This is a genomic window from Mesorhizobium sp. LSHC420B00, assembly GCF_000503055.1.
Classification (GTDB): Bacteria; Pseudomonadota; Alphaproteobacteria; order Rhizobiales; family Rhizobiaceae; genus Mesorhizobium.
Genome location: NZ_AYVY01000001.1, coordinates 18,460 through 42,563, shown reverse-complemented (window position 1 = coordinate 42,563; position 24,104 = coordinate 18,460). Strand labels below are relative to the sequence as shown.

Sequence of the window (24,104 nt, the reverse complement as noted above, 5' to 3'; positions counted from 1 at the left end):
GTTCCTCAGCCCTCGATATCGTCGCGGCCGAGCACCGTCATCATCGTTCCGGTCATCGTGGCGATCAACTTGGCCTCGCCGTCGGTGGCGAACGCATAGGCCTGGCCATCGGCGACGATAATGGTGCGACCGGGCTTGGTCACCGAGCCGCGGAACAGGAAGCGCTCGCCCCGGCCGGGCGCCAGCAGATTGACCTTGAACTCGATGGTCAGCACGCCGGAATTTTCCGGCATCAGCGAGAATGCCGCATAGCCACAGGCCGAATCGAGAGCCGTCGAAATGACGCCGGCATGAAGAAAGCCGTGCTGCTGGGTCAGTGCCGACGAATAGGGCATTTCGATCTCGATGATACCGGGCGTCACCAGCGTCAGCTCGGCGCCAATCGTCATCATCGCGTTCTGGCGCGCGAAGGACGTCCTGACGCGGTCCTCATAATCGGGAGCAGGAACGATCTTTGCTGCCATGGCCGTCGCCCTTCGTTTCTCGACAAATCTTATTGTAGAGGCATTTATCGCAGAGGGGTGGGCGGCAGGCAATCGCAAATGCTGCACTGCAGCAATTGGCTAAACCTGCTGATAAGAAGCGAGATCGGCGACATCCGGCAACCGTTCAGCCAGCCCGCCGCAGCGCGCAGAAATAAAAGCCGTCGGTGCCGCTCAGCAACGGCGACAGCGAAATGCCGCCCGCGGCGCCAATACGCACTGCCGCTTCGTGGCCCGCAAAACGGCTGTCCCAAAGCTGGCGGTGATCGACCGGGACAAAGCCGGGATGGCGGTCCCGGAAGGCCGAAACCTGGTCGCCATTCTCCTCGTCGAACACCGAACAGGTGATGTAGACCAGCAGGCCGCCGGGTTTGACGAAGTCCTTGGCGGCATCGAGTATCGTCTCCTGCTCGCCCTTGCGGGCGTCGAGCTGCCTTTGCGTCAGCCGCCATTTGGCATCCGGCCGGCGCCGCCACGTGCCGCTGCCGGTGCAGGGCGCATCGATCAGGACGATATCCATGTGCTTGCCGAGCGGCGCAAGCTCGGCCGGCTTGGTGACGATCTGCACATTGCGGTTTTCCGAGCGGCGGATGCGGTCGAATATCGGCGCCAGCCTTGCCTTCTCGGCATCGTGGGCGAAGATCTGGCCGCGATTGTCCATTGCCGCGGACAGCGCCAGCGTCTTGCCGCCGGCGCCGGCACAAAAGTCGAGCACCTGCATGCCAGGCTCGGCGCCGGCCAGTTCGGCTGCAATCTGCGAACCTTCGTCCTGAACCTCGAACCAGCCTTTCTGGAAGGCCGGTTCGGCCTGCACGTTCGGGTGCCTGCCGTCGCCGTCGATCGGCGGGATGCGGATGCCGTGCGGCGCGATCCGCGCAGGCTTGGCGCCGGTCTCCGCCAATTCCGCCAGCACCTTGCCACGATCGGCCTTGAGCGTGTTGACCCTGAGGTCGAGCGGCGGGCGAGTGCCAAGCGCGGCACCCTCTTCCACCCAGGCCGTGCCGAACGCCCGCTCGAACAGCGGCATGCACCAGTCGGGGATGTCTGCCCTGACAGCCGGCGGCGCGTCGGTGAGCCGGCGAGCGGCGAGGGTTTTCAATTCGTCGGCGCTCAGCAGCGGCGGCGCGAACTTGTCGCCCTCGAGCGCCTCGTTCAGCGACTGCGCCGTCTGGCCCCATTCGAGCAGCAGCGCGCCGAAGCCGATGGCGCGCGGCGTCTCCTCGCCGAGCAGCCAGCCGGCGGAGCGTTTGCGGCGCAGCGCGTCGTAGACGATGTTGCCGATCGCGGCGCGGTCGCCGCCACCGGCGAAGCGGTGCGACAGGCCCCAGTCCTTCAGCGCATCGGCCACCGGCCGGTGGCGCCGGCCAATGTCGTCAAGCACTTCGATGGCTGCCGCCAGCCGCCCGCCCAGTCTCATTGTCGTCTTCCATTACTCAGCAAAATAAAATCCGGCCCTGCTCTTAGAGCTTTTCGTGTCCTGATTGAAACAGTTCTGTTTCCCCGACGGCGAGACAATCCATGCAAGGCGGGTGACGAATGTGGGTTCGTGCATCGCGAGCCGCCGCCACCAAGCGGGCGTCGGCATGCGGAACCAAATAATTCGATCAATATATTACAAGATTCTAATGTTCTTGTCTGGTGGGCGCAAGCACGCCGGCTGGTGCAACTGCTCTGCTTTGCAACTTTTGCGGTTGCGAATACTCTTTGCGCGGTGATTCGCGTCGCAGAAAAAGGCGGAGCCGCGGGTCGACACGAGGAGAGGGCAATGAAAGCTTATCTGGCGGAAGTTCTAGGCACGTTTCTATTGGTGTTCATCGGCACGGCTTCGGTGGTGACGGGCGGCTTCGGCGGCGCGCTGCCGCTTGGCCAGGAAGGTATCGGTCTGGCATTCGGCATCGGCCTGATTGCGGCGGCCTATGCGATCGGCCCGATTTCCGGCGCGCACCTCAATCCGGCGGTGACGCTCGGTGTGTTCCTCGCCGGGCGGATGCCGGCCAGGGACGTCATTCCCTACTGGATCGCGCAGGTCATCGGCGCCATCATCGCATCGCTGGCACTGTGGATCATCGTCTCCGGACAGGTCGGCGGCCACACCGGCGGCTTCGGCGCCAATGGCTGGGACGTGACGAAATGGGGCGTCAGCTCGGCCTTCCTGTGGGAGCTGATCGGAACCTTCACCTTCGTCACGGTGATCCTCGGCGTCACCAACGCCAAGCACACCACGGCCTTCGCCGGCCTCGTAATCGGCCTGACGCTGGCCGGCCTGCATTTCGCCATCATCCCGGTGACCGGCACATCGCTCAACCCGGCCCGTTCGATCGGACCGGCGCTGTTTTCGGGAACTGCGGCGATCGGCCAGCTGTGGCTGTTCATCGTCGCGCCGCTGATCGGCGGCGCCATTGCCGGCGTGGTTGCCAAGGCCGGTATCTTCGAGAAGGACTGACTTTTCGGAGGCCCAACGAAAAGGCGCGGGTCGAGGCCCGCGCCTTTTTTGTTGCGTCGAGAACTTCGTGTGCTGGATCAGGCCGCGAGGTCAAAACGGTCGGCGTTCATCACCTTGGTCCAGGCCGCGGCGAAATCCCTGACGAACTTCTGCCCGGCGTCGGCCGAGCCGTAAACCTCGGCAAGTGCACGCAACTGCGCGTGCGAGCCGAAGATCAGGTCGGCGCGGGTGCCGGTCCACTTGACCGCCTTGGTCTTGCGGTCGCGCGCTTGGTAGACTTCATCGGAGCCGGCGGCCGGATCCCAGACCGTATTCATGCTGAGCAGGTTGACGAAGAAATCATTGGTCAACGTGCCCGGCCTGTCGGTGAACACCCCGTGCTTCGACTGGCCGGTGTTGGCGCCGAGCACCCGCAGCCCGCCGACAAGCACCGTCATCTCCGGCGCCGTCAAGGTCAGCAGCTGCGCCCGGTCGACCAGCATCGCTTCGACCGACATCGGCGGCTTGCCCCTGACGTAGTTGCGGAAGCCATCGACTTTCGGCTCGAGCGCGGCGAAGGACTGGACGTCGGTCTGTTCCTGCGAGGCGTCCATGCGGCCTGGCGTGAACGGCACCTTGACGTCATGGCCGCCGTCCTTGGCCGCCTTCTCGACCGCGGCGACGCCGCCGAGAACGATGAGGTCGGCAAGCGAGACCTTCTTGTCGCCTGCCTGCGAGGCGTTGAACTCGCTCTGGATGCTTTCAAGCTTTTCGAGCACCTTGGCCAGCTGCGCCGGCTGGTTGACCTCCCAATCCTTCTGCGGCGCCAGCCGGACGCGTGCGCCGTTGGCGCCGCCGCGCTTGTCGGAGCCGCGGAAAGTCGAGGCTGAGGCCCAGGCGGTCGAGACCAGTTCGGAAACGGACAGGCCGGAGGCCAGGATCTTCGCCTTCAGCGAGGCGATATCCTGTTCGCCGACCAGTTCGTGGTCGACTGCCGGTATCGGATCCTGCCAGATCAGCTCTTCCTTCGGCACGAGCGGGCCGAGATAGCGGACGACGGGACCCATGTCGCGATGGGTCAGCTTGAACCAGGCGCGCGCGAAGGCATCGGCGAACTGATCCGGATTCTGGTGGAACCGCCGCGAGATCTTCTCGTAGGCCGGGTCGACGCGTAGCGCGAGGTCGGTGGTCAGCATCGCCGGGGCGCGGCGCTTCGAGGCATCGTGCGCATCCGGCACGGTGCCTGCACCGGCGCCGCCCTTCGGTGTCCACTGATGGGCGCCGGCCGGGCTCTTGGTCAGTTCCCATTCGTAGTTGAACAGATTGTCGAAGAAGTTGTTGCTCCATTTGGTCGGCGTCGTGGTCCACGTCACCTCGAGGCCCGAGGTGATGGCATCGCCGGCAATGCCGGTGGCATGCTTGCTCGACCACCCGAGGCCCTGCGCTTCGATGCCTGCGCCTTCCGGCTCCGCCCCGACCAGCGACGCATCGCCGGCGCCGTGGGTCTTGCCGAAGGTGTGACCGCCGGCGATGAGCGCCACGGTTTCCTCATCGTTCATGGCCATGCGGGCGAAGGTTTCGCGGATGTCGCGTGCCGAGGCCAATGGATCGGGCGTGCCGTTCGGTCCTTCCGGGTTGACGTAGATCAGCCCCATCTGCACGGCGCCGAGATGGCCCTGAAGTTCGCGGTCGCCGGAATAGCGCTCGTCGTCGAGCCACTTGGTTTCCGACCCCCAGTCGACGTCCTGCTCGGGCTCCCAGACATCGGCGCGGCCGCCGGCGAAGCCGAAGGTCTTGAAGCCCATCGATTCCAGCGCGACGTTGCCGGTGAGGATCAACAGGTCGGCCCAGGAGATTTTCCTGCCATATTTCTGCTTGATCGGCCACAGCAGCCGGCGCGCCTTGTCGAGATTGGCGTTGTCCGGCCAGCTGTTGAGCGGCGCGAAACGCTGCTGGCCGGCGCCGGCGCCGCCACGGCCATCGCCGATGCGATAGGTGCCGGCGCTGTGCCAGGCCATGCGGATGAAGAGCGGGCCGTAATGGCCAAAATCGGCCGGCCACCAATCCTGCGAATCGGTCATCACCTGGTGCAGATCCCTGATCACCGTATCGAGATCGAGGCTCTTGAATTCCTTGGCGTAGTCGAAGTCCTCGTCCATCGGGTCCGAGAGGCTGGACTGCTGGTGGAGGACGGCAAGGTCAAGCTGGTTCGGCCACCAGTCACGATTGCTCCTCCTGGCCGATCCATGTGGGACCGGGCATTTGCCGGCGCTGTTGTCGTCGGTTTTCGCGTCCATCTTTGCCTCCGATTTTGTTGATTTTCCGGGATTTTGTTGATTTTCCGGGCAGGGCCAGCAGCCGCGCCATTCTGGAATGGTTCCAGACTAGCCTGCCCAGCCGATAAAGACAAATTGCCTTTGCTGTTTATTCTGATAGGTTTTCCTTATGATTGGCTTGACCGTCCGGCAGATGCATTATTTCGAAGCGCTGGCGCAAACGCTGCATTTCGGCCGTGCGGCAAAACTCGCCGGCGTCAGCCAGCCGGCGCTTTCTTCGCAGATCGCCGAGATGGAGCTGCGGCTCAATTGCCGGTTGTTCGAGCGCGGCGGCAAGGCGGTGCGGATGACCGACGAGGCGCAGGCCCTACTGCCGCGCATCGAGCGCATTCTTGCCGACGTCCGCGACGTCGAGGCGACGGCCCGGCGCGGCCGCCCGGCGCTAGAGGGCCGCTTCCGGCTCGGCATCATCCCGACGGTGGCGCCCTATCTCTTGCCGCATGTGCTGCCGAAGCTGAAACGGCATTTCCCGGCATTGCAACTCGAATTGCGCGAGGCGGTGACCGCTTCGCTGGTCGAGGACACGGCTTCGGGAAAGCTCGACGCCTTCGTCGCGGCACTACCCCTCGATTACCCAGGCCTGGTCACCGAGGCGCTGTTCTCCGACCGGTTCTTCCTGGCCGTGCCGGCCGGCGACCCCGCCTTCGCCTCGCCGCCGGTGGCGCCGGAAAGCCCGGCACTGGAGCGGCTGATGCTGCTGGAGGAAGGCCATTGCCTGCGCGAACAGGCGCTCGCCGTCTGCGGCAGCGTGCGGCCGGTGGCGATGGCAAGCTATGGCGCGACCAGCCTGACGACGCTCTTACAGATGGTGGCGCACGGGCTCGGCGTGACGCTCATCCCGGAAATGGCGGCGGGACCGGCCAGCACTATCCCCGATCTGAAGATCGTGCCGTTCCAGGAACCAATGCCGCAACGCACGATCTGCCTCGCCTGGCGGCGCAACAAGGTCCGCCACGACGAATGCGTCGAACTGGCCAAGATCATCCGCGGGCTGGATGCGGCGGTGCTTGCGGCGTGAGCGGCGGGGGGTGTCGGTCAATGGTCTGGTTTAGGCCGAAGCGGACCGCAAGCCCCTTCTAAAGGAACGACTTCAACCTTTTTAGTCTGGTGTTGACTCGAAATCGACCTTCGCAGACCTGAATGGCTGCTTTGCGCCGCATCACAGCCGTTGGGTAGGGAAGATGGTCATCCCGAAAGCCGAAAGTTCCGTTTGTTCGAATGATGACAACTAAGGAAATAGGAAACAGCCTTTGCGCGCAATTCCGTGCTTTGGCGTTGCCGAGGGTGCTTCACTAGCATTGATCTTTTTGGTGCGGCATCCGCGGCGTGCAGTAAGTGGAGAATACAATAGCGGTGAGGGCCGCGATCGGTGAGGTTCAGTGATGAATCATGCGCAGAGTACCAGGTCAAAATGTCTCCGTTGTGACTTCACCCTTATTAAACGACGGCCCTTGATTTTACTTCACGAGATACGCGGCATGGGGTGCAACGCCATACCATCCCTCATTCCGTTATGCCTCGTTCTGCTGTTGGCATCTCCGGCAAATGGTCAGTTGGCGCCCGAAGCGTCAGCGGTTGCCACAGCTAACGACAGCTCGTCGGTCGTGGTTTCCGAACACACCAAGGTCGGCAAAGAACCGGGCAAGCCACAACCGAGCGCGCTGGGATCCCGTGTGCTCAGCGAAGCGCAGGCACTCAAAACACGGGCACTCAAGGAGGGCGCGCAAACGCCGCTCGGCGAGCATGAGGAGGCTTTACGCCGCGAATTGGCCGCAGCACGAGCGGAGCTGGACGCTATGCAGCGCGGCGCACGTGAGCTAAGCGCCCAGGCACACGTACTGGCAGACACGGTGGCTCAGCAAGCACAAGCCCTAAATGAGCAGCAGCGAACAGACGAAGCGCTCGCGCTCGATCTGGAGGCCGCGCAGCGCGTTATCGAAAGCTACAGGGCCGAAGCCAGTCTCTGGAACAGCGAGAAGGCTGCCGCGCTTGGAGCGCACCCCTCTATGGACGCATCCCAGCTTGCTGCGAAGCGAACGCTTGATGACGAGCGGCACAAGGTTGAGCTCCTGGAACAAGAACTTACCACGGCTCGCCAAACTATCGATGCTCTTAAGAAAGGCGCAAATCTGGCAGCCGTCGAGCAAGCCAACGCCATAAGGGACCGACAGGTGGCCGAGGCCGCTCTAAAGCAGGATCGAGAAACACTCGAACGGGGACGCGAACGAGCAGATTCAGCTGTACGTGACCTCGATATTGTTCGCCGGGAACGCGATGCTTTAAAGCAGAGCTCGGCAGATTTGAGTGCCGCGCTGGACCAAGAGCGTGAACGGGCTATCGGTCTAGCCCGCAGCCTCAGTGCCGCGCGTGAGGCAATTGATATTGTCAAGGGTAAGCGTCGCACTGCGGCTGTGGAGCGCGCGCCGAAAGCACGTACCCCCGCGAGTGCACTTGCAAGTAGGTTATCGCATTCGGGCGCCCAACCAGCCCGTGAACCGGACTTGCCGAAAAAACAGAAAGTGAAGGTCCAAAAGTCGCCGCAAACTGCTCTGCTGGCAACCATACCTCTTCCCGCAGCATTGCTTCCAACACGGCCATCAAAAAGCTCGAGCCGCGCCAGTGAAGACTAGGGAGCGAAAGCCGCAGGGGAGATGACAATGAACAAGTATGTCGCAGCCGCGTTGACGATCGGGATCACAATTGGGCCTGCCTCGGCTCTTGAAGCAGGTGTGGGCGGTAGGGCCGGCGGTGTCGGGGTCAGTGCTGGAGTGAGCGCCGGTTCGCAAGGCGTATCTGCGGGAGCGGGCACGAGCGTCGACGGCGTAGGCGGAGCAAATGTTGGAGCTTCGGTCGGTGCAGATGACGGATCAGTCGACGCAGGCGTTAGTGCCAGCGGCAACGTTGGTGACACAAGCACAAGTGCCAGTGTGGGCGACGATCCGTCCGCCGAAAACGAAGCGGCTACGGCACCCGACAGTTCGACTGCAGTGACGGCCCCTTCCCCTGCCAAGACCGCCAGGCAATCCATCGTCCTGCCACCCGTCCTCAGGCCTTCCAAAGCCGGTGGGAGTGACTCCACCAAGGGGTATCCCTTTGGATCTCTGGGACCACTGACAGCGAGACCCGGTACGCCGGTTGCGGTCGTGCAAGCCTGCCGCGCGGCGATCATGGCCGCTGCGACGCCGCTTGGCGCCGTCCGTGTCCACGCGGTAAGCGCAGGCGCATTGCGTCAACTTCGGGGTGCACGCACGGCGCCGATCGAGGTGCGAATAGACTACGCAAGAAAGGGTGGCATCGAAGTCCGACAGGCGCAAGTCAGTTGTCGCCTCGATGCGTCGGGCAGGGTCACTGCGATAACATAGCACCAAGCCTGATTGCCAGAGCTGCCGCACGCCGACAGCGGCACGATCCGCTTCGCCATCTACAAGGCGCCCTTCTTCGTCGGTGGCGCCGTAGGTGTTGGTCAAAGGTTCGGTTTGAGCCACGAAGCCAACCCGCAAGCCCCTTCGAAAAGAAGGCTTCAGTCCCTGTCCCAGGCTGCGAGCAACGGGCCTTTGCTTCCATAGACAGGGTCCTTGCGCGGCCGGCCAACCTTGGGGATCGTTACGACCGCCTTGGCATGGTAGGCGGCAGTCGTGCACAGGTCATAGGTGCCGGATTGAGGATAGGCGCCGACGACTAGAAAATCGTCGGATGCGGAAAGACGCTGGTGCCCGGTGCCGGCCGGAAGCACCGCGACGTCGCCGGCCTTCAGCGACAGCGTTCGTCCCATCTTGCCGCCAAAGCGAACCTTGGCCGTGCCGCGCGCGACGCCCAGCACCTCATGTATGCGCGAATGGTAGTGAACGTAGTTGTAGATGCCGTTGCGCCAGCTATCGCCCCAGCCATTGGCTTCAAAAAGCGCCTCCATGACAGCCGCCGGATCGAAGTCTTCGGGCAGCGTCACGGCGCCGCGATAGACGACCAGCGGCCAGAACGGATGGTTGGGCACCAGCCCGTCATCCCTGAACCGAAATGCATTCGCTTTGCGCGGCCTCAGGAGGTCGGCGACCTCTCGCCTGTCTGGCCTGGCGATGCCGGTGACCTGCTCGACGGCCTTCTTCGTGGTTTGCAGAATGCTCATGGGGTGGCCCTTGGGTGGTTTGGAGCTCCATGCCGGTTAATCGGCTGCGTGGCGGTTGGTTCCGCTAGGGTTAGAGTTCCGCGATCTGCACCATGGCGGCTCCGCAACAAGGTCCGGCAAATCCTGAATGGCTGCTTTGCGCCGCATTTTTGCCGTTCAGACCACCATTGCAGCTTCCCGAAAGCTGACGGTCTGCTAAGCCGGCACTAAGGCCTCGAATGGGGTGGTAGCGGTTACTCCGCCGGTCAGCCCGCTGCCCAACGATAATAGTCGCGTTGATGTCAATGCGAGCATCCCAAATATCATGCAAGTACTCCTAGGCTATCCGCCCGGGTGGTCGTTGCCACCGTGCGCGGCGATGAACATGGCGACGGCCGACCGGCAATAGGATTCGATTTCGTTGTCGTCCTCTGCTCTCGCCTCATCGAAGCGTGCGATAATCAGGAGATCGGATCCTTTGATAAGCGCGGCAAACAAGCGGGCGGACCGGAGAGGGTCGGTCACGTTCAGAACCGCCTTCGCGTGCAACTGACGCAACAGGGCCTCGATTTGGGCGATGACATGGGCGGGGCCGGCTTCGTAATGGAGCTTGCTTAACGACTTTTGATTCGTCTTGTCGGCCATGATCATGGCTTCGACACTGCGGACGTCCGGGTTCAACAGCGTGCGAAGCAGGGATGATCCCACCGCCATGAGCTGATCTTCGGCCGAACCGTCGACGCCTTCAAAAAGGGCCTGTGGTGCAAACTGATGGCAGCGGGCCGCGATGGCCGCGCTGAACAGCGCCTCCTTGTTCTCGAAGTGCCGATAGATGCTGAGCTTGGATATCTTCGCTCGCTGGGCGACCTTGTCCAATGTCGTCGCATGAAAACCCAATTCCTCAAAGAGTTCGCACGCGGCGTCGACTATCGTTTGGCCAAGCGCCTCATTGGCGGGCCGGCCGCGCCGGCCCTGGCTGTTTTCGGTCACGACAATTCCAGTCCTTGACAGTATCATAATTCTTGAATTACGATACCACGCAGTGTCAAAAATGTGCAAGCCAGGCCCAAACCAACCCCTCATCCACATACGGAGCCCATCACCATGGATGACGTCATCATCATCGGCGGCAGCTTTGCCGGTCTCGCCGCCGCCCTGCAGCTCGGCCGTGCCCGCCGCAAGGTCACCGTTCTCGATACCGGCCTGCCGCGCAACCGCTTCGCCGGCCACTCGCATGGTCTGCTCGGCCACGATCACAAGCCACCGCTGGACATCCTGGCCGAAGCGCGGCAGCAGCTGGCGCGCTATCCCACGATCAGGCTGGTCAATGCCCGGGCCGACAGGGTCTCCGGCGCCATCGACGATTTCTCTGTCCTCACTGGCGCTGGCGAAAGCCTTGGGGCGCTGCGACTGATCCTGAGCTATGGCGTTGCCGACCAGATGCCTGATGTTCCGGGCTTTGCCGAAGGCTGGGGCACGTCCATCGTACCCTGCCCCTATTGCGATGGCTTTGAAGTCGCCGGCCAGCATTGGGGCCTCGTCTGGTCCGGCCCGCCGTCGCACAATTATGTCAGGCTGTACCACGACTGGACCGACACGTTGACGGTCTTCGCCGATGGTCACGACATTGCACCCGATATCCGGGCCGATCTGGCGCGCCGCAACATACCTGTCGTTGATGGCCGGATCACCGAAATCGCCCGCCACAGGGGCCACAATGCCACCGTCAAGCTCGATACCGCCCCCGATGTCGCAGTCGATATCTTGTTCGCGCATCCGCGCAACAAGCCGTCCGCAAGCCTGCATGAATCACTGGGACTCGCCACGGTCAATACGCCCCTCGGCATCGCCCTGAAGGCCGACGAGCGCCGCGAAACCAGCATACCCGGCATGTACGCCGCCGGCGATCTTGCAAACCCAGCCATGGCTTCGGTCACCACAGCAATATCGCAGGGCGCGACGGCGGGTATCTCAGCCCAGCAGTCGATGCTTGTTTGAGAGCACAGATTGGAGATGAGCATGGCCGTCGAACCGGACAGCGCGGGTGTGCGCTTCCCTCCGCCCTTCGTCTATCTAGGAGCGCTGCTGTTGGGGCTGGCGGCGGAGCGGTTCGTCACCCTGCGCTCTTTCGGCATCGACTGGCGGTTGCTGGTCGCGACGGGCGCGCTGCTGTTCGTTGCCGGCGCGGCGATGATGCTTGCGGCGGCGGGGCTGTTCCGGCGGCTGGGCACCAACGTTCCGCCGTCGCAGCCAACGACCCTCATCGCAACGACCGGTCCTTATCGGTGGACCCGCAATCCCATGTATCTCGGCATGGCGCTTATCTATTCCGGCCTTGCGATCGGCTTCGACGGGCCGATCGCCTTCGCCTTGCTCCCGTTGGTGCTGATCGCGATCCAGACGCAGGTGATCGCCCGCGAGGAGCGCTATCTCGAAGCGAAGTTCGGCGACGACTACCGCCGCTACAAGGCCGAGGTTCGCCGCTGGCTCTGACTATTCCGCCGCTGCCGCCTGCGGGGCCTTCTGATAAACCAGCACCGGCTTCCTTGCCGCGAGCTATCATATTCTGAAGGTTGCGGGCCGGTGTCACGGAAACCGACTGCCGGCTGACGCAGTACACCCGGCGCCTGAGGAGACGCACATGTCCAAAACCAGAGACACCGAGGCCAGCATCAGGATCGCTCGTCCGACCGCTCTTGGAGAAGCCTGACACACATGGAGTTCGAACACGTCACCTTCGACCTGCCACACTGCACCTTTCACGCGCTGCAGGGTGGTGATCCCGATGGTCAACCGACGCTCGTCTTGCACGGCTTGCCGCCACAAATGAGCCGTCGACGCACCGCACACCGATGTCTGCTTTCGAGAAGCGGTGACCAAGAGCGGACAGACCGCCACCGGCCCATATTGAGACGTTCAAGCAGTTTTCCTAACCTATCCGCCTCTGACCGCCCACCTCCCCCCACCCTCACGGCACAAATATCAAAAACACATACGTGCAAAACACCACCAGATGCACCAGCCCGGTCAGGAACGTCGTCCTCTCGGTGCTAAAGCTCACATTGCAGATGAAGAGCGCCAGGACCAAAAGCACCACGTCGGTCGCCGGCAGGCCCAGGGTCAGGCCTCTTCCGGTCAGCAGGCTGGCGGCGGCGATGCCCGGTATTGTCAGGCCGATTGTGGCGCAGGCCGAACCCATGGCGACGTTCAGGCCGCGCTGCAGCTCGTTGTTGAGGGCGGCGCGAACCGCCGAGATCGCCTCCGGCATCAAGACCAGCCCGGCGATCATCGCGCCGACAATGGCGTCGGCCTGGGGCACCTGATAGGCGACGAGCGCATCCTCGACGCTGGCGGCGACCTGCTCGGCCAGCATGACGATGCCGATCAGCCCGATCAGCAGGAGCAGAGCACTAGCGGCAATGCTTTCGTGGGCGTCGGCTGGCACTGCGGCGCCATGCGCTTGTCCGTCGATGAAATCATCCCGGTGGCGGACAGTCTGCGCGAACAGAAAACCCGCATAGAGCAGCACTGAAAGCACGCTGACGAAGCCGAGTTGGGCGGCCGAGAAGGTGCCGGGATCGGTGGTTCGCGTGTAGGTCGGCAGAATGAGCGTCGTGACGCTCAGTGCGACCAGCACCGCCAGATAGGCGCTGGTCCCTTGGCGGACGATTGCCTGCTTGCGATGACGCCAGCCGCCAAATGTCAGACACATGCCGACAACGCCGGTCGACGTGATCATCACCGTCGAGAAGACGGATTCGCGTGCAAGCGTCGGGTTGTTGGCTCCGTGCAGCATGATGGAAACGATGATCGACACTTCGATTGCCGTCACGGCGATGGTCAGCACCAACGTGCCGTACGGCTCGCCTACCCGCCGGGCCACCGCCTCGGCGTGGTCGAGCACGACGAAAATGGTGGTGAACATGATCGCGCTCGAAAGCGCGCCGATAAATATCCTGGTGCCAAGCGACCCTTCGTCCACCGACACCCCGCTGGCCCTGACCGCGACAGCCATCGCCAGGGCGGCCAACGGCATGCCGTAGGAAACCGCCGATCTTGCGAAACCACTCATTCCAAGCCCCTTCCGCAAGCCGTGTTGCAGGTCCCTTCTGGGCAAGCCCCTTCTGCGAACCCTGCGAAAGCCTGAAGCGCGCGCTCAAGCCGTCTTCTGCGTCACCAATCCCAGTTCGTCGATCATCGCCTGGCGCATCAGGTATTTCTGCGGCTTGCCGGTCACCGTCATCGGCAATTCGGTGCGGAAGCGGATGTAGCGCGGGATCTTGAAATGGGCGATCTGCCCGGCGCAGAAGGCCTTGATCTCCTGCTCCGTTGTGATCTGGCCGGGCTTCAGCACGATCCAGGCGCACAGCTCCTCGCCATATTTCGGGTCGGGAATGCCGAATACCTGCACCTCCTTGATCTTGGGGTGGCGATAGAGGAATTCCTCGACCTCGCGCGGATAGACGTTCTCGCCGCCGCGGATGACCATGTCCTTGACCCGGCCGACGATGTTGCAATAGCCCTCGGCATCGATTGTGGCGAGGTCGCCGGTGTGCATCCAGCCGTCGGCGTCGACCGCCTCGCGGGTCTTCTGCTCGTCGTCCCAATAGCCCTTCATCACGGAATAGCCGCGCGTGCAGAGCTCGCCCGGCGCGCCGACCACGACGGTGGCGCCTTCGGCGTCGATGGCCTTGACCTCGACATGCGGATGGACGCGGCCGACGGTCGAGACGCGCTTTTCCAGGGGGTCGTCGACGCTGCTCTGGAACGACACCGGGCTGGTCTCGGTCATGCCGTAGGCGATGGTCACCTCGGCCATGTGCATCAGCGACACCACCTTCTTCATCACCTCGATCGGGCATGGCGAGCCGGCCATGATGCCGGTGCGCAGGCTGGTGAGATCGAAGGAGGCGAACTCCGGATGGTCGAGCAGACCGACGAACATGGTCGGCACGCCGTAGAGCGCGGTGCAGCGTTCCGTTGCCACCGCCTTCAGCGTGGCGCCGGCATCGAACCCCTCGCTCGGGAAAACCATGGTCGCGCCCTTGGTGACGCAGCCAATCGTGCCCATCGACATGCCGAAGCAGTGATAGAGCGGCACCGGGATGCACAGCAGGTCGTCGACCGTAAGCCTGATCGCCGCGGTGACGAAATTGCCGTTGTTGACGATGTTGTTGTGGGTCAGCGTCGCGCCCTTGGGCGCACCGGTCGTGCCGCTGGTGAACTGGATGTTGATGGCGTCGTCCGGCTTCAGCCCGTCGGAGATGCGGTCGAGCTTATCATGTTCGTCGCGCCCGGCCATCGCCAGCACGTCGGCGAAATTGAACATGCCCGGCGAATTCTCCTCGTCCATGCGGATGACGATCTTCAGCGCCGGCAGTCTGTTGGCGTCGAGCTTGCCCGGCGCTGCCTTGGCGATCTCCGGCGCCAGCGTCTCGATCATGCCGAGATAGTCGGAGCTCTTGAACTTGGCGGCGGTGACCAGCGCTCGGCAACCGACCTTGTTCAAGGCATATTCCAGCTCGACCAGCCGGTAGGCCGGGTTGATGTTGACCAGGATCAGGCCGATGCGGGCGGTGGCGAATTGCGTCACCAGCCATTCCCAGCGGTTCGGCGACCAGATGCCGACGCGGTCGCCTTTCTCGAGGCCGAGCACCAGGAAGCCGGCGGCGAGCGCATCGACGGTGTCCGACAGTTCCTCCCAGGTAAAGCGCTTGTCCTGCTCGACGAAGACGGCGGCATCGAGCGTGCCGTATCTGCCGACCGTATCGGCAAACAGCGCCGGGATCGTCAGGTTGAGCAGCGGCACGCTGCGCTCGCCCGAGACATGCGCCGTGCCGTCGACCGGCGCAATGAACGAACCGCCATCGCGCTTGCCGCGCAGGCTGGTGGCATTCTTCAGCTCGTCGAGATTGATCGGCATCGCCGTGTCCTCCGCAGACAGGCCGAGCCTATCAGCCCGGCGGGGTGGTGGAAATCCCGTCGATGATAGGGCTGGGGTTGGAACTCGCCCTGTCAGGGCCGAAAACAAAAAAACCGCCTCGACGGGCGGGTGTTCGGGGCCAATTGGCACCATAGCGAGATTAGTAGCATAGCTGCCGGCACAAAGCAAGAACAAAATTGCTGTACATCAGGAAAATCGCTTCGGGTCGGTGCCACGGCTAGACCGCTGGATCCAACGTTAGTGGTTGGCAAAGGCCGAGGCGATATCCGATCTCCCCCCTTGCGGGTGAGATGCCCGGCAGGGCAGAGGGGGGGCGAAGGATCGCCAAGTTCGACTTCAGCACCCCCAACCGGGAACGGATGAGGCTCCGATTGGCTGACAGGTCGGCGGGACAGCACCCCCCTCTGGCCTGCCGGCCATCTCCCCCGCAAGGAGGGAGATTGGCAGCTTGGCCGACGGCGCCTGCTCCGCAATCGTCAACTCGAGTTCACCGACGCCATCCTGGCCGCAATATCGCGCAAGATCGCCTCGTCGGCCGGAGCGCGCATCTTCCGCGACGCCACGAGACAGGCCTGCGAGCGCAGGATCACGCCGTCGGCGAGCACCTTGAGATGGTTGGCGCGCAGCGTCGCGCCTGACGTGGTGATGTCGACGACGATGTCGGCCAATCCGGCCGCCGGCGCGCCTTCGGTGGCGCCGAGGCTTTCGACGATGCGGTAGACCTGGATGCCGTGCTTTTGCGAAAAGAATTGCTGGGTCAGGCGCCAGTATTTGGTGGCGATCCTGAGCCGCCGGCCATGGCGCTGGCGAAAATCGGCGGCGACGTCGTCGAGGTCGGCCATGGTGTCGACGTCGAGCCAGATGTCGGGCACGGCGACGACGACGTCGGCATTGCCGAAACCGAGGCGGGCGATGATTTCGGCGCGTGCCTCGCAGTCGGCGAGGTTTTCGCGCAGCAGGTCCTCGCCGGTGATGCCGAGATCGACCGAGCCCTGGCCGATTTCGCCTGCGATCTCGGAAGCCGACAGGAAGGCTATCTCGACGCTGTCCAGGCCATCGATGCGGGCGCGGTATTTGCGCTCGTCGCCGGGCAGGCTGACGGCAAGCCCGGCCTTGGCCAGCACCTCCAGCGCCTGCTCCTTGAGCCGGCCCTTCGATGGGATCGCCAGCGTGATCATGGCGCTGTCTCCCGCAGCGCCTCGATGCGGTCGAGCCAGACAGAAAAACCGACGCCGGGGATCGGCGTCTTGGCGCCGAGCAGCGTCAGCAGCCGGTCGTAGCGGCCACCACCGGCCAGCGGCCGGTCGCCGCCTTGCGCCGCGACCTCGAAGACGAGGCCAGTGTAATAATCGAGCGGGCGGCCGAAGGCGGCATCGTAGCTGATTTCAGACATCGGCAGACCGAGGCTTTCGATGGCCGCGGCGCGGGCGGCAAAATTCTCCAGCGCAGTTCCCAGCGAAAGCCCGGCATCGGCGGCAAAACTTGCGAGCGCCCCGGCGGCGCTATCTAGCGGCACGTCGATCGCCAGGAAACCCTTCAAAGCCGCAAATGCCTCGTTCGACAGCCGGACGCTGCGCAGTTCGGCTTTCTCGATCAGCCGCCGCGCAATCTCGGACGGCGAACGCCCGGCCGTTGCCGACAGGCCGGCCTCTTCCATGCCGCCGGCGATATGCGCCGAAAGAGCCTCCAGATCGCCGTCGAGGACAAGCGCTGCCACCGCGCCGGCGATCTGGCTGTTGCGCGGCGGATTGGCGAGGTCGGCAAGCGCCGCTTCCAGCATTGGCGCCGAGCCGAAGGCGCGGGCCAGCCGCATGCGCCAGCCGCGCGGCAGGCCAAGCGCTGCCAGCACCGCCTCGAAGATGGTCTGGTCGCCAAGCGTCACCGCCAGCTCCCGTCCGGGCAGCACCAGCGAAAGCAGCGCATGCGCATCGGCCAGCGAACGCGCATCGGCGGCGGCCGTGTCGCGGTCGCCGAGGTCCTCGATGCCGGCCTGGAAGAATTCGTTGCCGCCCTCGCGGCGCTGGCGAAACACCTCGCCGAGATAGGAATAGCGGCGCGGCGTGCCGGCCTGGCTGGCAATGTGGTCGAGGCAGACCGGAATCGTGAATTCCGGCCGCAGGCAAAGCGTCTGCCCGGTCTCGCTTTCGGTGAGGAAAATCCGCCGGCGCAAATCCTCGCCCGCCATGTCGAGGAACGGATCGGCCGGCTGCAGCACGGCGACCTCGACCGCATGGGTGTTGCGCGCGGCGAAGAGCGTCGCGATGTCGGATGCGATGGCGGGGGAGGTCATGGGGATGTGGGGCGCGAGGCACCCCCCTCTGGCCTGCCGGCCATCTCCCCCGCAAGGGGGGAGATTGGATATCGCGCCTGCTTTCGCCAATCTCCAGCGTTGGAAAGAAGACGGTGAGGCTGAAGCTGCCAATCTCCCCCCTTGAGGGGGAGATGGCCGGCAGGCCAGAGGGGGGTGCTCACGCGCCACCTTTCGCCCGGTCGGCCGCCTGCGCCGCCAGTATCTTCTTCACCTCGGCGACCAGATCGCCTTCCGCCACGGTCACCTGCGCCGGCCGTGCGGCGCGCCATTCGGCGTTGTCGGCGATCTCGGCCGACATCTTCGCGCCTTCGATCAGGTCCTTGATCTGCAGCTCGCCCTTGGCGCGCTCGTCGCCGCCCTGGATGACGGCGACCGGGCTGCCGCGGCGGTCGGCATATTTGAGCTGCGCCTTCATGCCGGCGCCGCCGAGATACATTTCCGAGCGGATGCCGGCGGCGCGCAGCTCGGCGACCATCTTCTGGTAGCGGCCGAGGCTTTCCGTATCCTTGTCCATGGTCAGCACCACGACCGGCGCGATGACATCCGAGGTATCGAGCTTGCCGAGGTTCTTCAGCGCCGTCATCAAGCGGGAGACGCCGATGGAAAAACCGGTCGCCGGCACCGGCTCGCCGCGGAAGCGCGAGACGAGGCCGTCATAACGGCCGCCGCCGCCGACCGAGCCGAAGCGCACGATCTGGCCGTCCTCATTGGGGATCTCGGCCAGCAGCTCGGCCTCGTAGACCGGGCCGGTGTAATATTCGAGGCCACGCACGACGGAGGGGTCGATGCGGATGCGGTCTTCACCGTAGCCGCTTTGTGCGACCATGGTTCTTATCTGCTCCAGCTCTGCAAGGCCCTCGACAAACGGCGCATTCGTTATGCCCAGATGTTCGAGTTTCCTTTCCTCGACAAGATTGCTGACACCGGGGTTGATGGATCCCAGTGTCTGGACAATTTTTTCGGGATCGTGCTGCGCCATGACTGTGAAATAGCTGATCACAACGTCGATTTGTGCGTTATCCAGCCCGGCACCTTTGGTGAAATCACCGCTCTCGTCCTTGCGCCCTGCACCCAAAAGCAGGCGCACGCCCTCGACGCCCAACTTGTCCAGCTTGTCGATCGCGCGCAGCACCTGCAGCCGGCGGCCGGCATTCTCCTCGCCGCCAAGGCCGATCGCCTCCAGCACGCCGTCGAGCACCTTGCGATTGTTGACGCGGATGACGTAGTCGCCGCGCTTGATGCCGAGCGCCTCCATCACATCGGCCATCATCATCGCCATCTCGGCGTCGGCGGCGACGCCCGGCGTGCCAACCGTGTCGGCATCGAACTGCATGAACTGGCGGAATCGGCCGGGACCGGGCTTCTCGTTGCGGAACACCCAGCCGGAGCGATAGCTGCGATAGGGCTTCGGCAGGCGCTCGAAATTTTCGGCGACAAAGCGCGCCATTGGCGCGGTCAGGTCGTAGCGCAGCGACAGCCACTGGTCGTCGTCGTCCTGGAACGAGAACACGCCCTCGTTCGGCCGGTCCTGGTCGGGCAGGAATTTGCCGAGCGCATCGGTGTATTCGATCAGCGGCTGGTCGACCGGCTCGAAACCGTAAAGCTCAAAGACCGAGCGGATCGTCGCCATCATCTTCTCGACGGCGCGCAGATCGTCGGCGCCGCGGTCGACAAAGCCGCGCGGCAGCCGCGCTTTCATCTTTTCGGATTTGTCGGCCATGGGATGGGTACTTTGCTAAGCAATTGGTGACTTATTTCGGGTCGGCGTGTCCTACCGATGCAGCCCGGAGAAGGCAAGGGTTTGCGCTTCTCCTTGCTCCCCCTGCGCGAGAAGGCAAGAAAAAGAAGCTGAAACAATTGCGCCATGCGCGCGGCATCGTGCCGACACAATCCGGGCCGATAAGCGCGCCGAAACAAGGGGTTCGGGGCCATGGCCACGCTACAGAAGTTCGACATCATCGATAGCGGCGCAGGCGACGCCCCGGTCCGGCTGCGGCCGGCCGACAACCATGCGCCAAAAACGACGAAGCAAATCGCGGGACCGTTCGAGATCGCGGCGCAACAGCGCAGCGGGCCGACCATGCGCGACGTGCTGATGACCGGCCTGCTGGTGATCTATCCGGTGTTCGCCGCGCTGGCGGCCATCCTGGCCGGGTTTTTCCTCGCCGGCGCCGGCGGCGCCTGAGCGGCTCTTCCTTCTCCCCCTGTGGGAGAAGGTGGCCGAGCGAAGCTCGATCGGATGAGGGGTGTTCCAGGGAACGCGACGCCTCATTTCTTCCAACACCCCTCAACCGTCTCGGCGCTGCGCGCCGATCCACCTTCTCCCACAACAAGGGGAGAAGGCAAAAGGTCGCTCACTTCGGCCGTTTGAACGCTTTCCGCTCCGCCTCGACCGGTTCCCGGCAGACGCAGCCCTCGAGATGGTCGTTGACCAGCCCCATCGCCTGCATGAAAGCGTAGACGGTGGTCGGGCCGACAAAGCTCCAGCCGCGCTTCTTCAGCTCCTTCGAAATGCGAACCGAAACTGCCGTCGTCGGATTGGCGCGCAGATGGGCGAGGTCGACGATCTCGGGGCGCTCGTCCGGGCCGGGCTCGAACTTCCAGAACCAGGCGGCCAGCGAGCCGGCCTCGTCGATGAGTTCGCGGGCGCGTTTGGCGTTGTTGATGGTCGAAACGATCTTGCCGCGGTGACGGATGATGCCGGCATTGCCGAGCAGGCGCTCGACATCGGCGTCGGTGAAGGCGGCGATCTTGTCGACATCGAAGCCGGCGAAGGCCTCGCGGAAATTGTCGCGCTTGCGCAATATGGTCAGCCAGGACAGGCCCGACTGAAAGCCTTCGAGGCAGATCTTTTCGAACAGCCGGCGATCGTCGGCGACCGGCCGGCCCCATTCGTGGTCGTGGTAGTGCAGATAATCCGGCAGGTTGCCGTGCCAGAAGCAGCGGGCGATGCCGTCGGGACCAGCAATCAGACCTGTCTTTTCGTCCATGGCGGAATTCCGTTCGTGTCTTGGCGTTAACGCGTTTTGAAGCGGCCTTTACCGCGGCTTTACCAGATTCCTGAACCGGGCGGTAACCACACCAAAAGGTTTACTGACAGACAGGCATTTTACGCATTCCGATTCATGTTTCGGTTGCCGCTTCGCGCCCAATGTCGCGGAAATCGGGGAGGCTTTGCGCCCCGGCATGTTCGACGATCAAGGTGCGATCCGATGAAGATATTCTTGTTCCCACTGTTCGGCGCCGCGGCCGTGCTTGCCGTCGGCGCCGCCAATGCCAACGACCGCTATGCCGAGAGGCCGCCGGTGGTAGTCAGCCCCGACCTTTCGGCGCCCTGGGTGCTGCAGCTCGGCCATGCGCCGGGCATCGTGCGGCAGAGCCGGCAGGAAGCGCAGTCGCTACGGCGCTACCGGCGGCAAGCTGAACCCGATCAGTTGCGCACCGCAGCGGTGCAGGCGCCGGCCAAACGCATGGTGATGCGGCCGCAGATCGATCCCGTCTATTTGCCGCAGGAAGTCGCCTATGACGGCCCGCAGAAGCCGGGCACGATCGTCATCGATACGAGAGAGAATTTCCTCTATCTGGTCGAGAAGAACGGCAAGGCGCGGCGCTACGGCGTCGGCACCGGCAAGCCGGGCTTCGAATGGTCCGGCACTCACAAGATCACCAACAAGCGGGTCTGGCCGGACTGGCGGCCGCCGGCGGTGATGATCGCCCGCGAAGCCGCAAAGGGCCGTTATCTGCCAACCTATCTCGCCGGCGGCATGGAAAACCCGCTCGGCGCACGCGCGCTCTATCTCGGCTCGACCGAATACCGCATCCACGGCACCAACCAGCCCTGGACCATCGGCGGCGCGGTGTCGTCGGGCTGCATCCGCATGCGCAACGAGGATGTGGTCGATCTTTACGAACGCGTGAATATCGGAACAACGGTGGTGGTGATATAGTTGCCGCGACGAATCATCTGGTCTAGAAAGACATTAGCTTTGGCTTTCTGAGGCCAGATGAATAAACAACGGGGGACGGGCCGTGTGGGGATGCGGCCAGTCACGAAAGGGCAGCGCGGCAAGCCGTGCTGCCCTTTTTGTTTCCGCCAGCGAGAATTGACGAAGATTTCGCCGGCACGTCGCTCGACAGGCATAGCGGTTCGCTTTTCGCGCTGCCTTTTCGCCGTCCCTTTGCTATGTGGCAGCCAAAATTCCAGACAAAGGCCCTATCTCGATGTCCCTCTCCGATGACAGCCGCTATCTCAAGGGCGGCCCGGTTGCCCAACGCATCATCGCCAGCGTGCGCGAGGACGCGGCGATCGCCACCGCCGAAGGCTTTCCGCCCAAGCTGGTGTCGATCACCGTCGGCGACACAGCGGCGGTCGACATCTATGTCCGCAACCAGCGCGCCAAGGCGGGGCTGGCCGGAATCGGCTTCGAGGAGAGGCGCTTTCGCGCCGACATCACTGCCGGCGAACTCGAAGCTGCGATCCACGGCCTCAACGCCGACCCGCGCGTCACCGGCATCATCATCCAGCGACCGGTGCCGGTGCATATCCCGATCAAGACGCTGCAGGCGGCGGTGCATCCACTCAAGGACGTCGAGGGCATGCATCCGGCGTCGATCGGCAACATCGTCTACAACCAGCTCGACCTGGCGCCCTGCACTGCCGCTGCCTCGGTCGAACTGCTCAGGGAAACCGGCCTCGACCTCAAGGGGCTCGAAGTGGTGGTCGTCGGCCACTCCGAGATTGTCGGCAAGCCGATCGCCTTCCTTTTGATGAGCGAAGGCGCGACGGTAACCGTCTGCCATCACATGACACGCTCGGTGGCGGCACACGCACGCCGCGCCGACGCGCTGTTCGTGGCCGTCGGCAAGCCGCGGCTGATCAAGGCCGACATGGTCAAGCCGGGCGCCGCCGTGATTGATATCGGCATCAATTCGGAAATCGGACCGGACGGCGAAAGCCGCATCGTCGGCGACGTCGATGCCGAGAGCGTCAGGCACGTCGCGTCGTGGATCACGCCGGTGCCGGGCGGCGTCGGCCCGATCACCGTGGCGATCCTGCTGCGCAACACCATGGTGGCGCTCAGCCGCCAGCGCGCCCGCTACCAGGCAACCTACGGCACGGCGGACAGACTGGCGGCGGAGTAAACCACCGCTGCATCACTCGGCCGCGATGACCGCCCTCTCTTCGCGAACGCCTTCGGGCTTCGGCCCGCCATAGGCCCAGTCGAGCAGCTTTATCGTGTGCACCACCGGCAGCTTGGCGGCGGAGGCGATCTGGGTGATGCAGCCGATATTGCCGGTGGCGACGATTTCAGCGCCGGTCGCCTCGATATTCCTGACCTTGCGGTCGCGCAGCGTCGCCGAAATGCCGGGCTGCAGGATATTGTAGGTGCCGGCCGAACCGCAGCAGAGATGCCCTTCGCGCGGCTCGCGCACGACGAAGCCGGCACGGACCAGAAGCTCCTTCGGCTGGCGGGTGATCTTCTGGCCGTGCTGCATCGAGCAGGCCGAGTGATAGGCGACGATGATGCCCGGTCTACGCACCGGCTGAGGCAGGTCGAGGCTTGCCAGATATTCGGTGATGTCCCTGGCCAGCGCCGAGACGCGCGCGGCCTTGTCGGCGTAGGCAGGATCGAGGCGCAGCATGAAGCCATAATCCTTGATGGTGGTGCCGCAGCCGGATGCGGTGATGATGATGGCGTCGAGTCCGCCTTGCTCGATGGCGCGCGTCCAGGCGTCGACATTCCGTTGGGCCGACGCCAGGGCAGCGTCCTCGCGTCCCATATGATGCACCAATGCGCCGCAGCAGCCCTCGCCCTGCGGGACGACGACCTCGACACCAAGCCGGGTCAGCAGCGAAATCGCCGAGTCGTTGATGCCGGGATCGAGCACCGATTGCGCGCAGCCGGCGAGGATGGCGACGCGGCCATTTTTCTTTGCGCCCTGCCCCGCATGGATGCCCGGCGAAGCCATCGGCGATGCAGCGGGGATGTGCGTTGGAGCGAGCTTCAGCATCGCCGCCAGCGGCTTCAATGCCGAGATTTTCTCGAACAGGCCGGCGAATGGCTGGCCGAGCTTCGCCAGCTTGAGCGCCGCGCGAAAGCGCGAGGGATAAGGCAGCACGAACGCCAGCATGGCGCGCGTCAGGCGATCGGCCAGCGGCCGCCTGTAGGTCTCCTCGATATGGGCGCGGGCGTGGTCGACCAGATGCATGTAGTTGACGCCCGACGGGCAGGTGGTCATGCAGGCGAGGCAGGACAGGCAGCGGTCGATATGGGTGACGATCTCCTTGTCGGCCGGCCGTCCGTTCTCCAGCATGTCCTTGATCAGGTAGATCCGGCCGCGCGGCGAATCCAGCTCGTTGCCGAGCGTCACATAGGTCGGGCAGGTGGCCGTGCAGAAGCCGCAATGCACGCATTTGCGCAGGATCTTCTCCGATTCCGCGACATGCGGATCGGCAAGCTGGGCAAGCGAGAAGGAAGTCTGCACGCAAAAGAATCCTTACCGTTT

General features: G+C 63.9%; 21 protein-coding genes. 9 read left to right on the top strand and 12 right to left on the bottom strand.

What is annotated here, in order from left to right; translation table 11 throughout:
* Positions 1 to 5: 5 nt before the first annotated feature.
* The gene (locus tag X760_RS40945) at positions 6 to 464 is read right to left on the bottom strand and encodes a PaaI family thioesterase (protein ID WP_023716493.1); all 459 of its coding nucleotides are present in this window, start codon (positions 462 to 464) and stop codon (positions 6 to 8) included.
* A 145-nt stretch (positions 465 to 609) separates the two neighbouring features.
* Positions 610 to 1,899, bottom strand: a complete 1,290-nt coding sequence (locus X760_RS40940; protein ID WP_023716492.1) for an RsmB/NOP family class I SAM-dependent RNA methyltransferase — start codon at positions 1,897 to 1,899, stop codon at positions 610 to 612.
* A 348-nt stretch (positions 1,900 to 2,247) separates the two neighbouring features.
* Here X760_RS40940 and X760_RS40935 point away from each other — a divergent pair, with 348 nt between their 5' ends.
* The gene (locus X760_RS40935; RefSeq protein ID WP_023716491.1) at positions 2,248 to 2,925 is read left to right on the top strand and encodes an MIP family channel protein; all 678 of its coding nucleotides are present in this window, start codon (positions 2,248 to 2,250) and stop codon (positions 2,923 to 2,925) included.
* A gap of 77 nt (positions 2,926 to 3,002) precedes the next feature.
* Here X760_RS40935 and katG read toward each other — a convergent pair whose 3' ends face one another.
* Positions 3,003 to 5,201, bottom strand: coding sequence for a catalase/peroxidase HPI (gene katG, locus X760_RS40930; protein WP_023716490.1), 2,199 nt, complete (start codon positions 5,199 to 5,201; stop codon positions 3,003 to 3,005).
* Positions 5,202 to 5,349: 148 nt separating this feature from the next.
* On the opposite strand from katG, the gene X760_RS40925 reads away from it, so the two are divergent.
* From X760_RS40925 to X760_RS77710, 3 genes are all read left to right on the top strand, one after another.
* Positions 5,350 to 6,258, top strand: a complete 909-nt coding sequence (locus X760_RS40925) for a hydrogen peroxide-inducible genes activator (RefSeq protein WP_023716489.1) — start codon at positions 5,350 to 5,352, stop codon at positions 6,256 to 6,258.
* A gap of 364 nt (positions 6,259 to 6,622) precedes the next feature.
* Positions 6,623 to 7,870: a hypothetical protein gene (locus X760_RS40920; RefSeq protein ID WP_156947990.1), complete on the top strand. Its 1,248-nt coding sequence runs from the start codon at positions 6,623 to 6,625 to the stop codon at positions 7,868 to 7,870.
* Positions 7,871 to 7,897: 27 nt separating this feature from the next.
* The gene (locus X760_RS77710) at positions 7,898 to 8,602 is read left to right on the top strand and encodes a hypothetical protein (protein WP_084642348.1); all 705 of its coding nucleotides are present in this window, start codon (positions 7,898 to 7,900) and stop codon (positions 8,600 to 8,602) included.
* Between the two features lie 158 nt (positions 8,603 to 8,760).
* Here X760_RS77710 and X760_RS40915 read toward each other — a convergent pair whose 3' ends face one another.
* Together X760_RS40915 and X760_RS40910 are read right to left on the bottom strand one after the other, a co-directional pair.
* On the bottom strand, positions 8,761 to 9,363 hold the full coding sequence (locus X760_RS40915; protein ID WP_023716487.1) for a cupin domain-containing protein: 603 nt from the start codon (positions 9,361 to 9,363) through the stop codon (positions 8,761 to 8,763).
* Positions 9,364 to 9,684: 321 nt separating this feature from the next.
* A complete protein-coding gene (locus X760_RS40910; protein WP_023716486.1) occupies positions 9,685 to 10,332 on the bottom strand; it encodes a TetR/AcrR family transcriptional regulator in 648 nt (215 codons plus the stop codon).
* A gap of 114 nt (positions 10,333 to 10,446) precedes the next feature.
* Between X760_RS40910 and X760_RS40905 the strand changes: the two genes are divergently transcribed.
* Complete coding sequence (locus tag X760_RS40905; protein ID WP_023716485.1) at positions 10,447 to 11,340, top strand: NAD(P)/FAD-dependent oxidoreductase; 894 nt, start codon at positions 10,447 to 10,449, stop codon at positions 11,338 to 11,340.
* A gap of 21 nt (positions 11,341 to 11,361) precedes the next feature.
* Positions 11,362 to 11,835, top strand: coding sequence for an isoprenylcysteine carboxylmethyltransferase family protein (locus X760_RS40900; protein WP_023716484.1), 474 nt, complete (start codon positions 11,362 to 11,364; stop codon positions 11,833 to 11,835).
* A gap of 475 nt (positions 11,836 to 12,310) precedes the next feature.
* Here the strand turns inward: X760_RS40900 and X760_RS40895 are convergent, their stop codons facing one another.
* The 5 genes from X760_RS40895 to hisS all read right to left on the bottom strand — a co-directional run bounded on the left by X760_RS40895 (position 12,311) and on the right by hisS (position 19,317).
* Positions 12,311 to 13,414: a calcium:proton antiporter gene (locus tag X760_RS40895; protein ID WP_023716483.1), complete on the bottom strand. Its 1,104-nt coding sequence runs from the start codon at positions 13,412 to 13,414 to the stop codon at positions 12,311 to 12,313.
* Between the two features lie 84 nt (positions 13,415 to 13,498).
* Positions 13,499 to 15,265 carry an AMP-binding protein gene (locus X760_RS40890; RefSeq protein WP_023716482.1) on the bottom strand — a complete coding sequence of 589 codons (1,767 nt, stop codon included), beginning with the start codon at positions 15,263 to 15,265 and terminating at the stop codon, positions 13,499 to 13,501.
* 497 nt (positions 15,266 to 15,762) lie between these two features.
* Positions 15,763 to 16,464: an ATP phosphoribosyltransferase gene (gene hisG, locus X760_RS40885; protein ID WP_023716481.1), complete on the bottom strand. Its 702-nt coding sequence runs from the start codon at positions 16,462 to 16,464 to the stop codon at positions 15,763 to 15,765.
* Positions 16,461 to 17,576, bottom strand: a complete 1,116-nt coding sequence (locus X760_RS40880; RefSeq protein ID WP_023716480.1) for an ATP phosphoribosyltransferase regulatory subunit — start codon at positions 17,574 to 17,576, stop codon at positions 16,461 to 16,463. Before X760_RS40880 ends, hisG begins: the two co-directional genes overlap by 4 nt.
* A 178-nt stretch (positions 17,577 to 17,754) precedes the next feature.
* Complete coding sequence (gene hisS, locus X760_RS40875; protein WP_023716479.1) at positions 17,755 to 19,317, bottom strand: histidine--tRNA ligase; 1,563 nt, start codon at positions 19,315 to 19,317, stop codon at positions 17,755 to 17,757.
* Positions 19,318 to 19,527: 210 nt separating this feature from the next.
* Here hisS and X760_RS40870 point away from each other — a divergent pair, with 210 nt between their 5' ends.
* The gene (locus X760_RS40870; RefSeq protein ID WP_023716478.1) at positions 19,528 to 19,782 is read left to right on the top strand and encodes a hypothetical protein; all 255 of its coding nucleotides are present in this window, start codon (positions 19,528 to 19,530) and stop codon (positions 19,780 to 19,782) included.
* Between the two features lie 169 nt (positions 19,783 to 19,951).
* On the opposite strand, the gene X760_RS40865 is transcribed toward X760_RS40870, so the two are convergent.
* Entirely contained in the window at positions 19,952 to 20,587 is a 636-nt protein-coding gene (locus tag X760_RS40865) for a DNA-3-methyladenine glycosylase I (protein ID WP_023716477.1), read from the bottom strand.
* A 222-nt stretch (positions 20,588 to 20,809) separates the two neighbouring features.
* Between X760_RS40865 and X760_RS40860 the strand changes: the two genes are divergently transcribed.
* Both X760_RS40860 and X760_RS40855 read left to right on the top strand, forming a co-directional pair.
* The gene (locus tag X760_RS40860; protein ID WP_023716476.1) at positions 20,810 to 21,544 is read left to right on the top strand and encodes a L,D-transpeptidase; all 735 of its coding nucleotides are present in this window, start codon (positions 20,810 to 20,812) and stop codon (positions 21,542 to 21,544) included.
* Positions 21,545 to 21,818: 274 nt separating this feature from the next.
* A complete protein-coding gene (locus X760_RS40855) occupies positions 21,819 to 22,739 on the top strand; it encodes a bifunctional 5,10-methylenetetrahydrofolate dehydrogenase/5,10-methenyltetrahydrofolate cyclohydrolase (protein ID WP_023716475.1) in 921 nt (306 codons plus the stop codon).
* Positions 22,740 to 22,751: 12 nt separating this feature from the next.
* Here X760_RS40855 and glcF read toward each other — a convergent pair whose 3' ends face one another.
* The gene (glcF, locus tag X760_RS40850; RefSeq protein ID WP_023716474.1) at positions 22,752 to 24,083 is read right to left on the bottom strand and encodes a glycolate oxidase subunit GlcF; all 1,332 of its coding nucleotides are present in this window, start codon (positions 24,081 to 24,083) and stop codon (positions 22,752 to 22,754) included.
* Positions 24,084 to 24,104 lie beyond the last annotated feature (21 nt).

What these genes read in the sequence shown, in the direction of transcription:
- X760_RS40905 (WP_023716485.1), top strand. Translation starts at nt 10,447, where the DNA reads ATGGATGACGTCATCATCATCGGCGGCAGCTTTGCCGGTCTCGCCGCC.
- X760_RS40855 (WP_023716475.1), top strand. Translation starts at nt 21,819, where the DNA reads ATGTCCCTCTCCGATGACAGCCGCTATCTCAAGGGCGGCCCGGTTGCC.
- X760_RS40945 (WP_023716493.1), bottom strand. Translation starts at nt 464, where the DNA reads ATGGCAGCAAAGATCGTTCCTGCTCCCGATTATGAGGACCGCGTCAGG.
- X760_RS40915 (WP_023716487.1), bottom strand. Translation starts at nt 9,363, where the DNA reads ATGAGCATTCTGCAAACCACGAAGAAGGCCGTCGAGCAGGTCACCGGC.
- X760_RS40865 (WP_023716477.1), bottom strand. Translation starts at nt 20,587, where the DNA reads ATGGACGAAAAGACAGGTCTGATTGCTGGTCCCGACGGCATCGCCCGC.
- X760_RS40940 (WP_023716492.1), bottom strand. Translation starts at nt 1,899, where the DNA reads ATGAGACTGGGCGGGCGGCTGGCGGCAGCCATCGAAGTGCTTGACGAC.
- X760_RS77710 (WP_084642348.1), top strand. Translation starts at nt 7,898, where the DNA reads ATGAACAAGTATGTCGCAGCCGCGTTGACGATCGGGATCACAATTGGG.
- X760_RS40895 (WP_023716483.1), bottom strand. Translation starts at nt 13,414, where the DNA reads ATGAGTGGTTTCGCAAGATCGGCGGTTTCCTACGGCATGCCGTTGGCC.
- X760_RS40890 (WP_023716482.1), bottom strand. Translation starts at nt 15,265, where the DNA reads ATGCCGATCAATCTCGACGAGCTGAAGAATGCCACCAGCCTGCGCGGC.
- X760_RS40870 (WP_023716478.1), top strand. Translation starts at nt 19,528, where the DNA reads ATGGCCACGCTACAGAAGTTCGACATCATCGATAGCGGCGCAGGCGAC.
- katG (WP_023716490.1), bottom strand. Translation starts at nt 5,201, where the DNA reads ATGGACGCGAAAACCGACGACAACAGCGCCGGCAAATGCCCGGTCCCA.
- hisG (WP_023716481.1), bottom strand. Translation starts at nt 16,464, where the DNA reads ATGATCACGCTGGCGATCCCATCGAAGGGCCGGCTCAAGGAGCAGGCG.
- X760_RS40925 (WP_023716489.1), top strand. Translation starts at nt 5,350, where the DNA reads ATGATTGGCTTGACCGTCCGGCAGATGCATTATTTCGAAGCGCTGGCG.
- hisS (WP_023716479.1), bottom strand. Translation starts at nt 19,317, where the DNA reads ATGGCCGACAAATCCGAAAAGATGAAAGCGCGGCTGCCGCGCGGCTTT.
- X760_RS40860 (WP_023716476.1), top strand. Translation starts at nt 20,810, where the DNA reads ATGAAGATATTCTTGTTCCCACTGTTCGGCGCCGCGGCCGTGCTTGCC.
- X760_RS40880 (WP_023716480.1), bottom strand. Translation starts at nt 17,576, where the DNA reads ATGACCTCCCCCGCCATCGCATCCGACATCGCGACGCTCTTCGCCGCG.
- X760_RS40920 (WP_156947990.1), top strand. Translation starts at nt 6,623, where the DNA reads ATGAATCATGCGCAGAGTACCAGGTCAAAATGTCTCCGTTGTGACTTC.
- X760_RS40935 (WP_023716491.1), top strand. Translation starts at nt 2,248, where the DNA reads ATGAAAGCTTATCTGGCGGAAGTTCTAGGCACGTTTCTATTGGTGTTC.
- X760_RS40900 (WP_023716484.1), top strand. Translation starts at nt 11,362, where the DNA reads ATGGCCGTCGAACCGGACAGCGCGGGTGTGCGCTTCCCTCCGCCCTTC.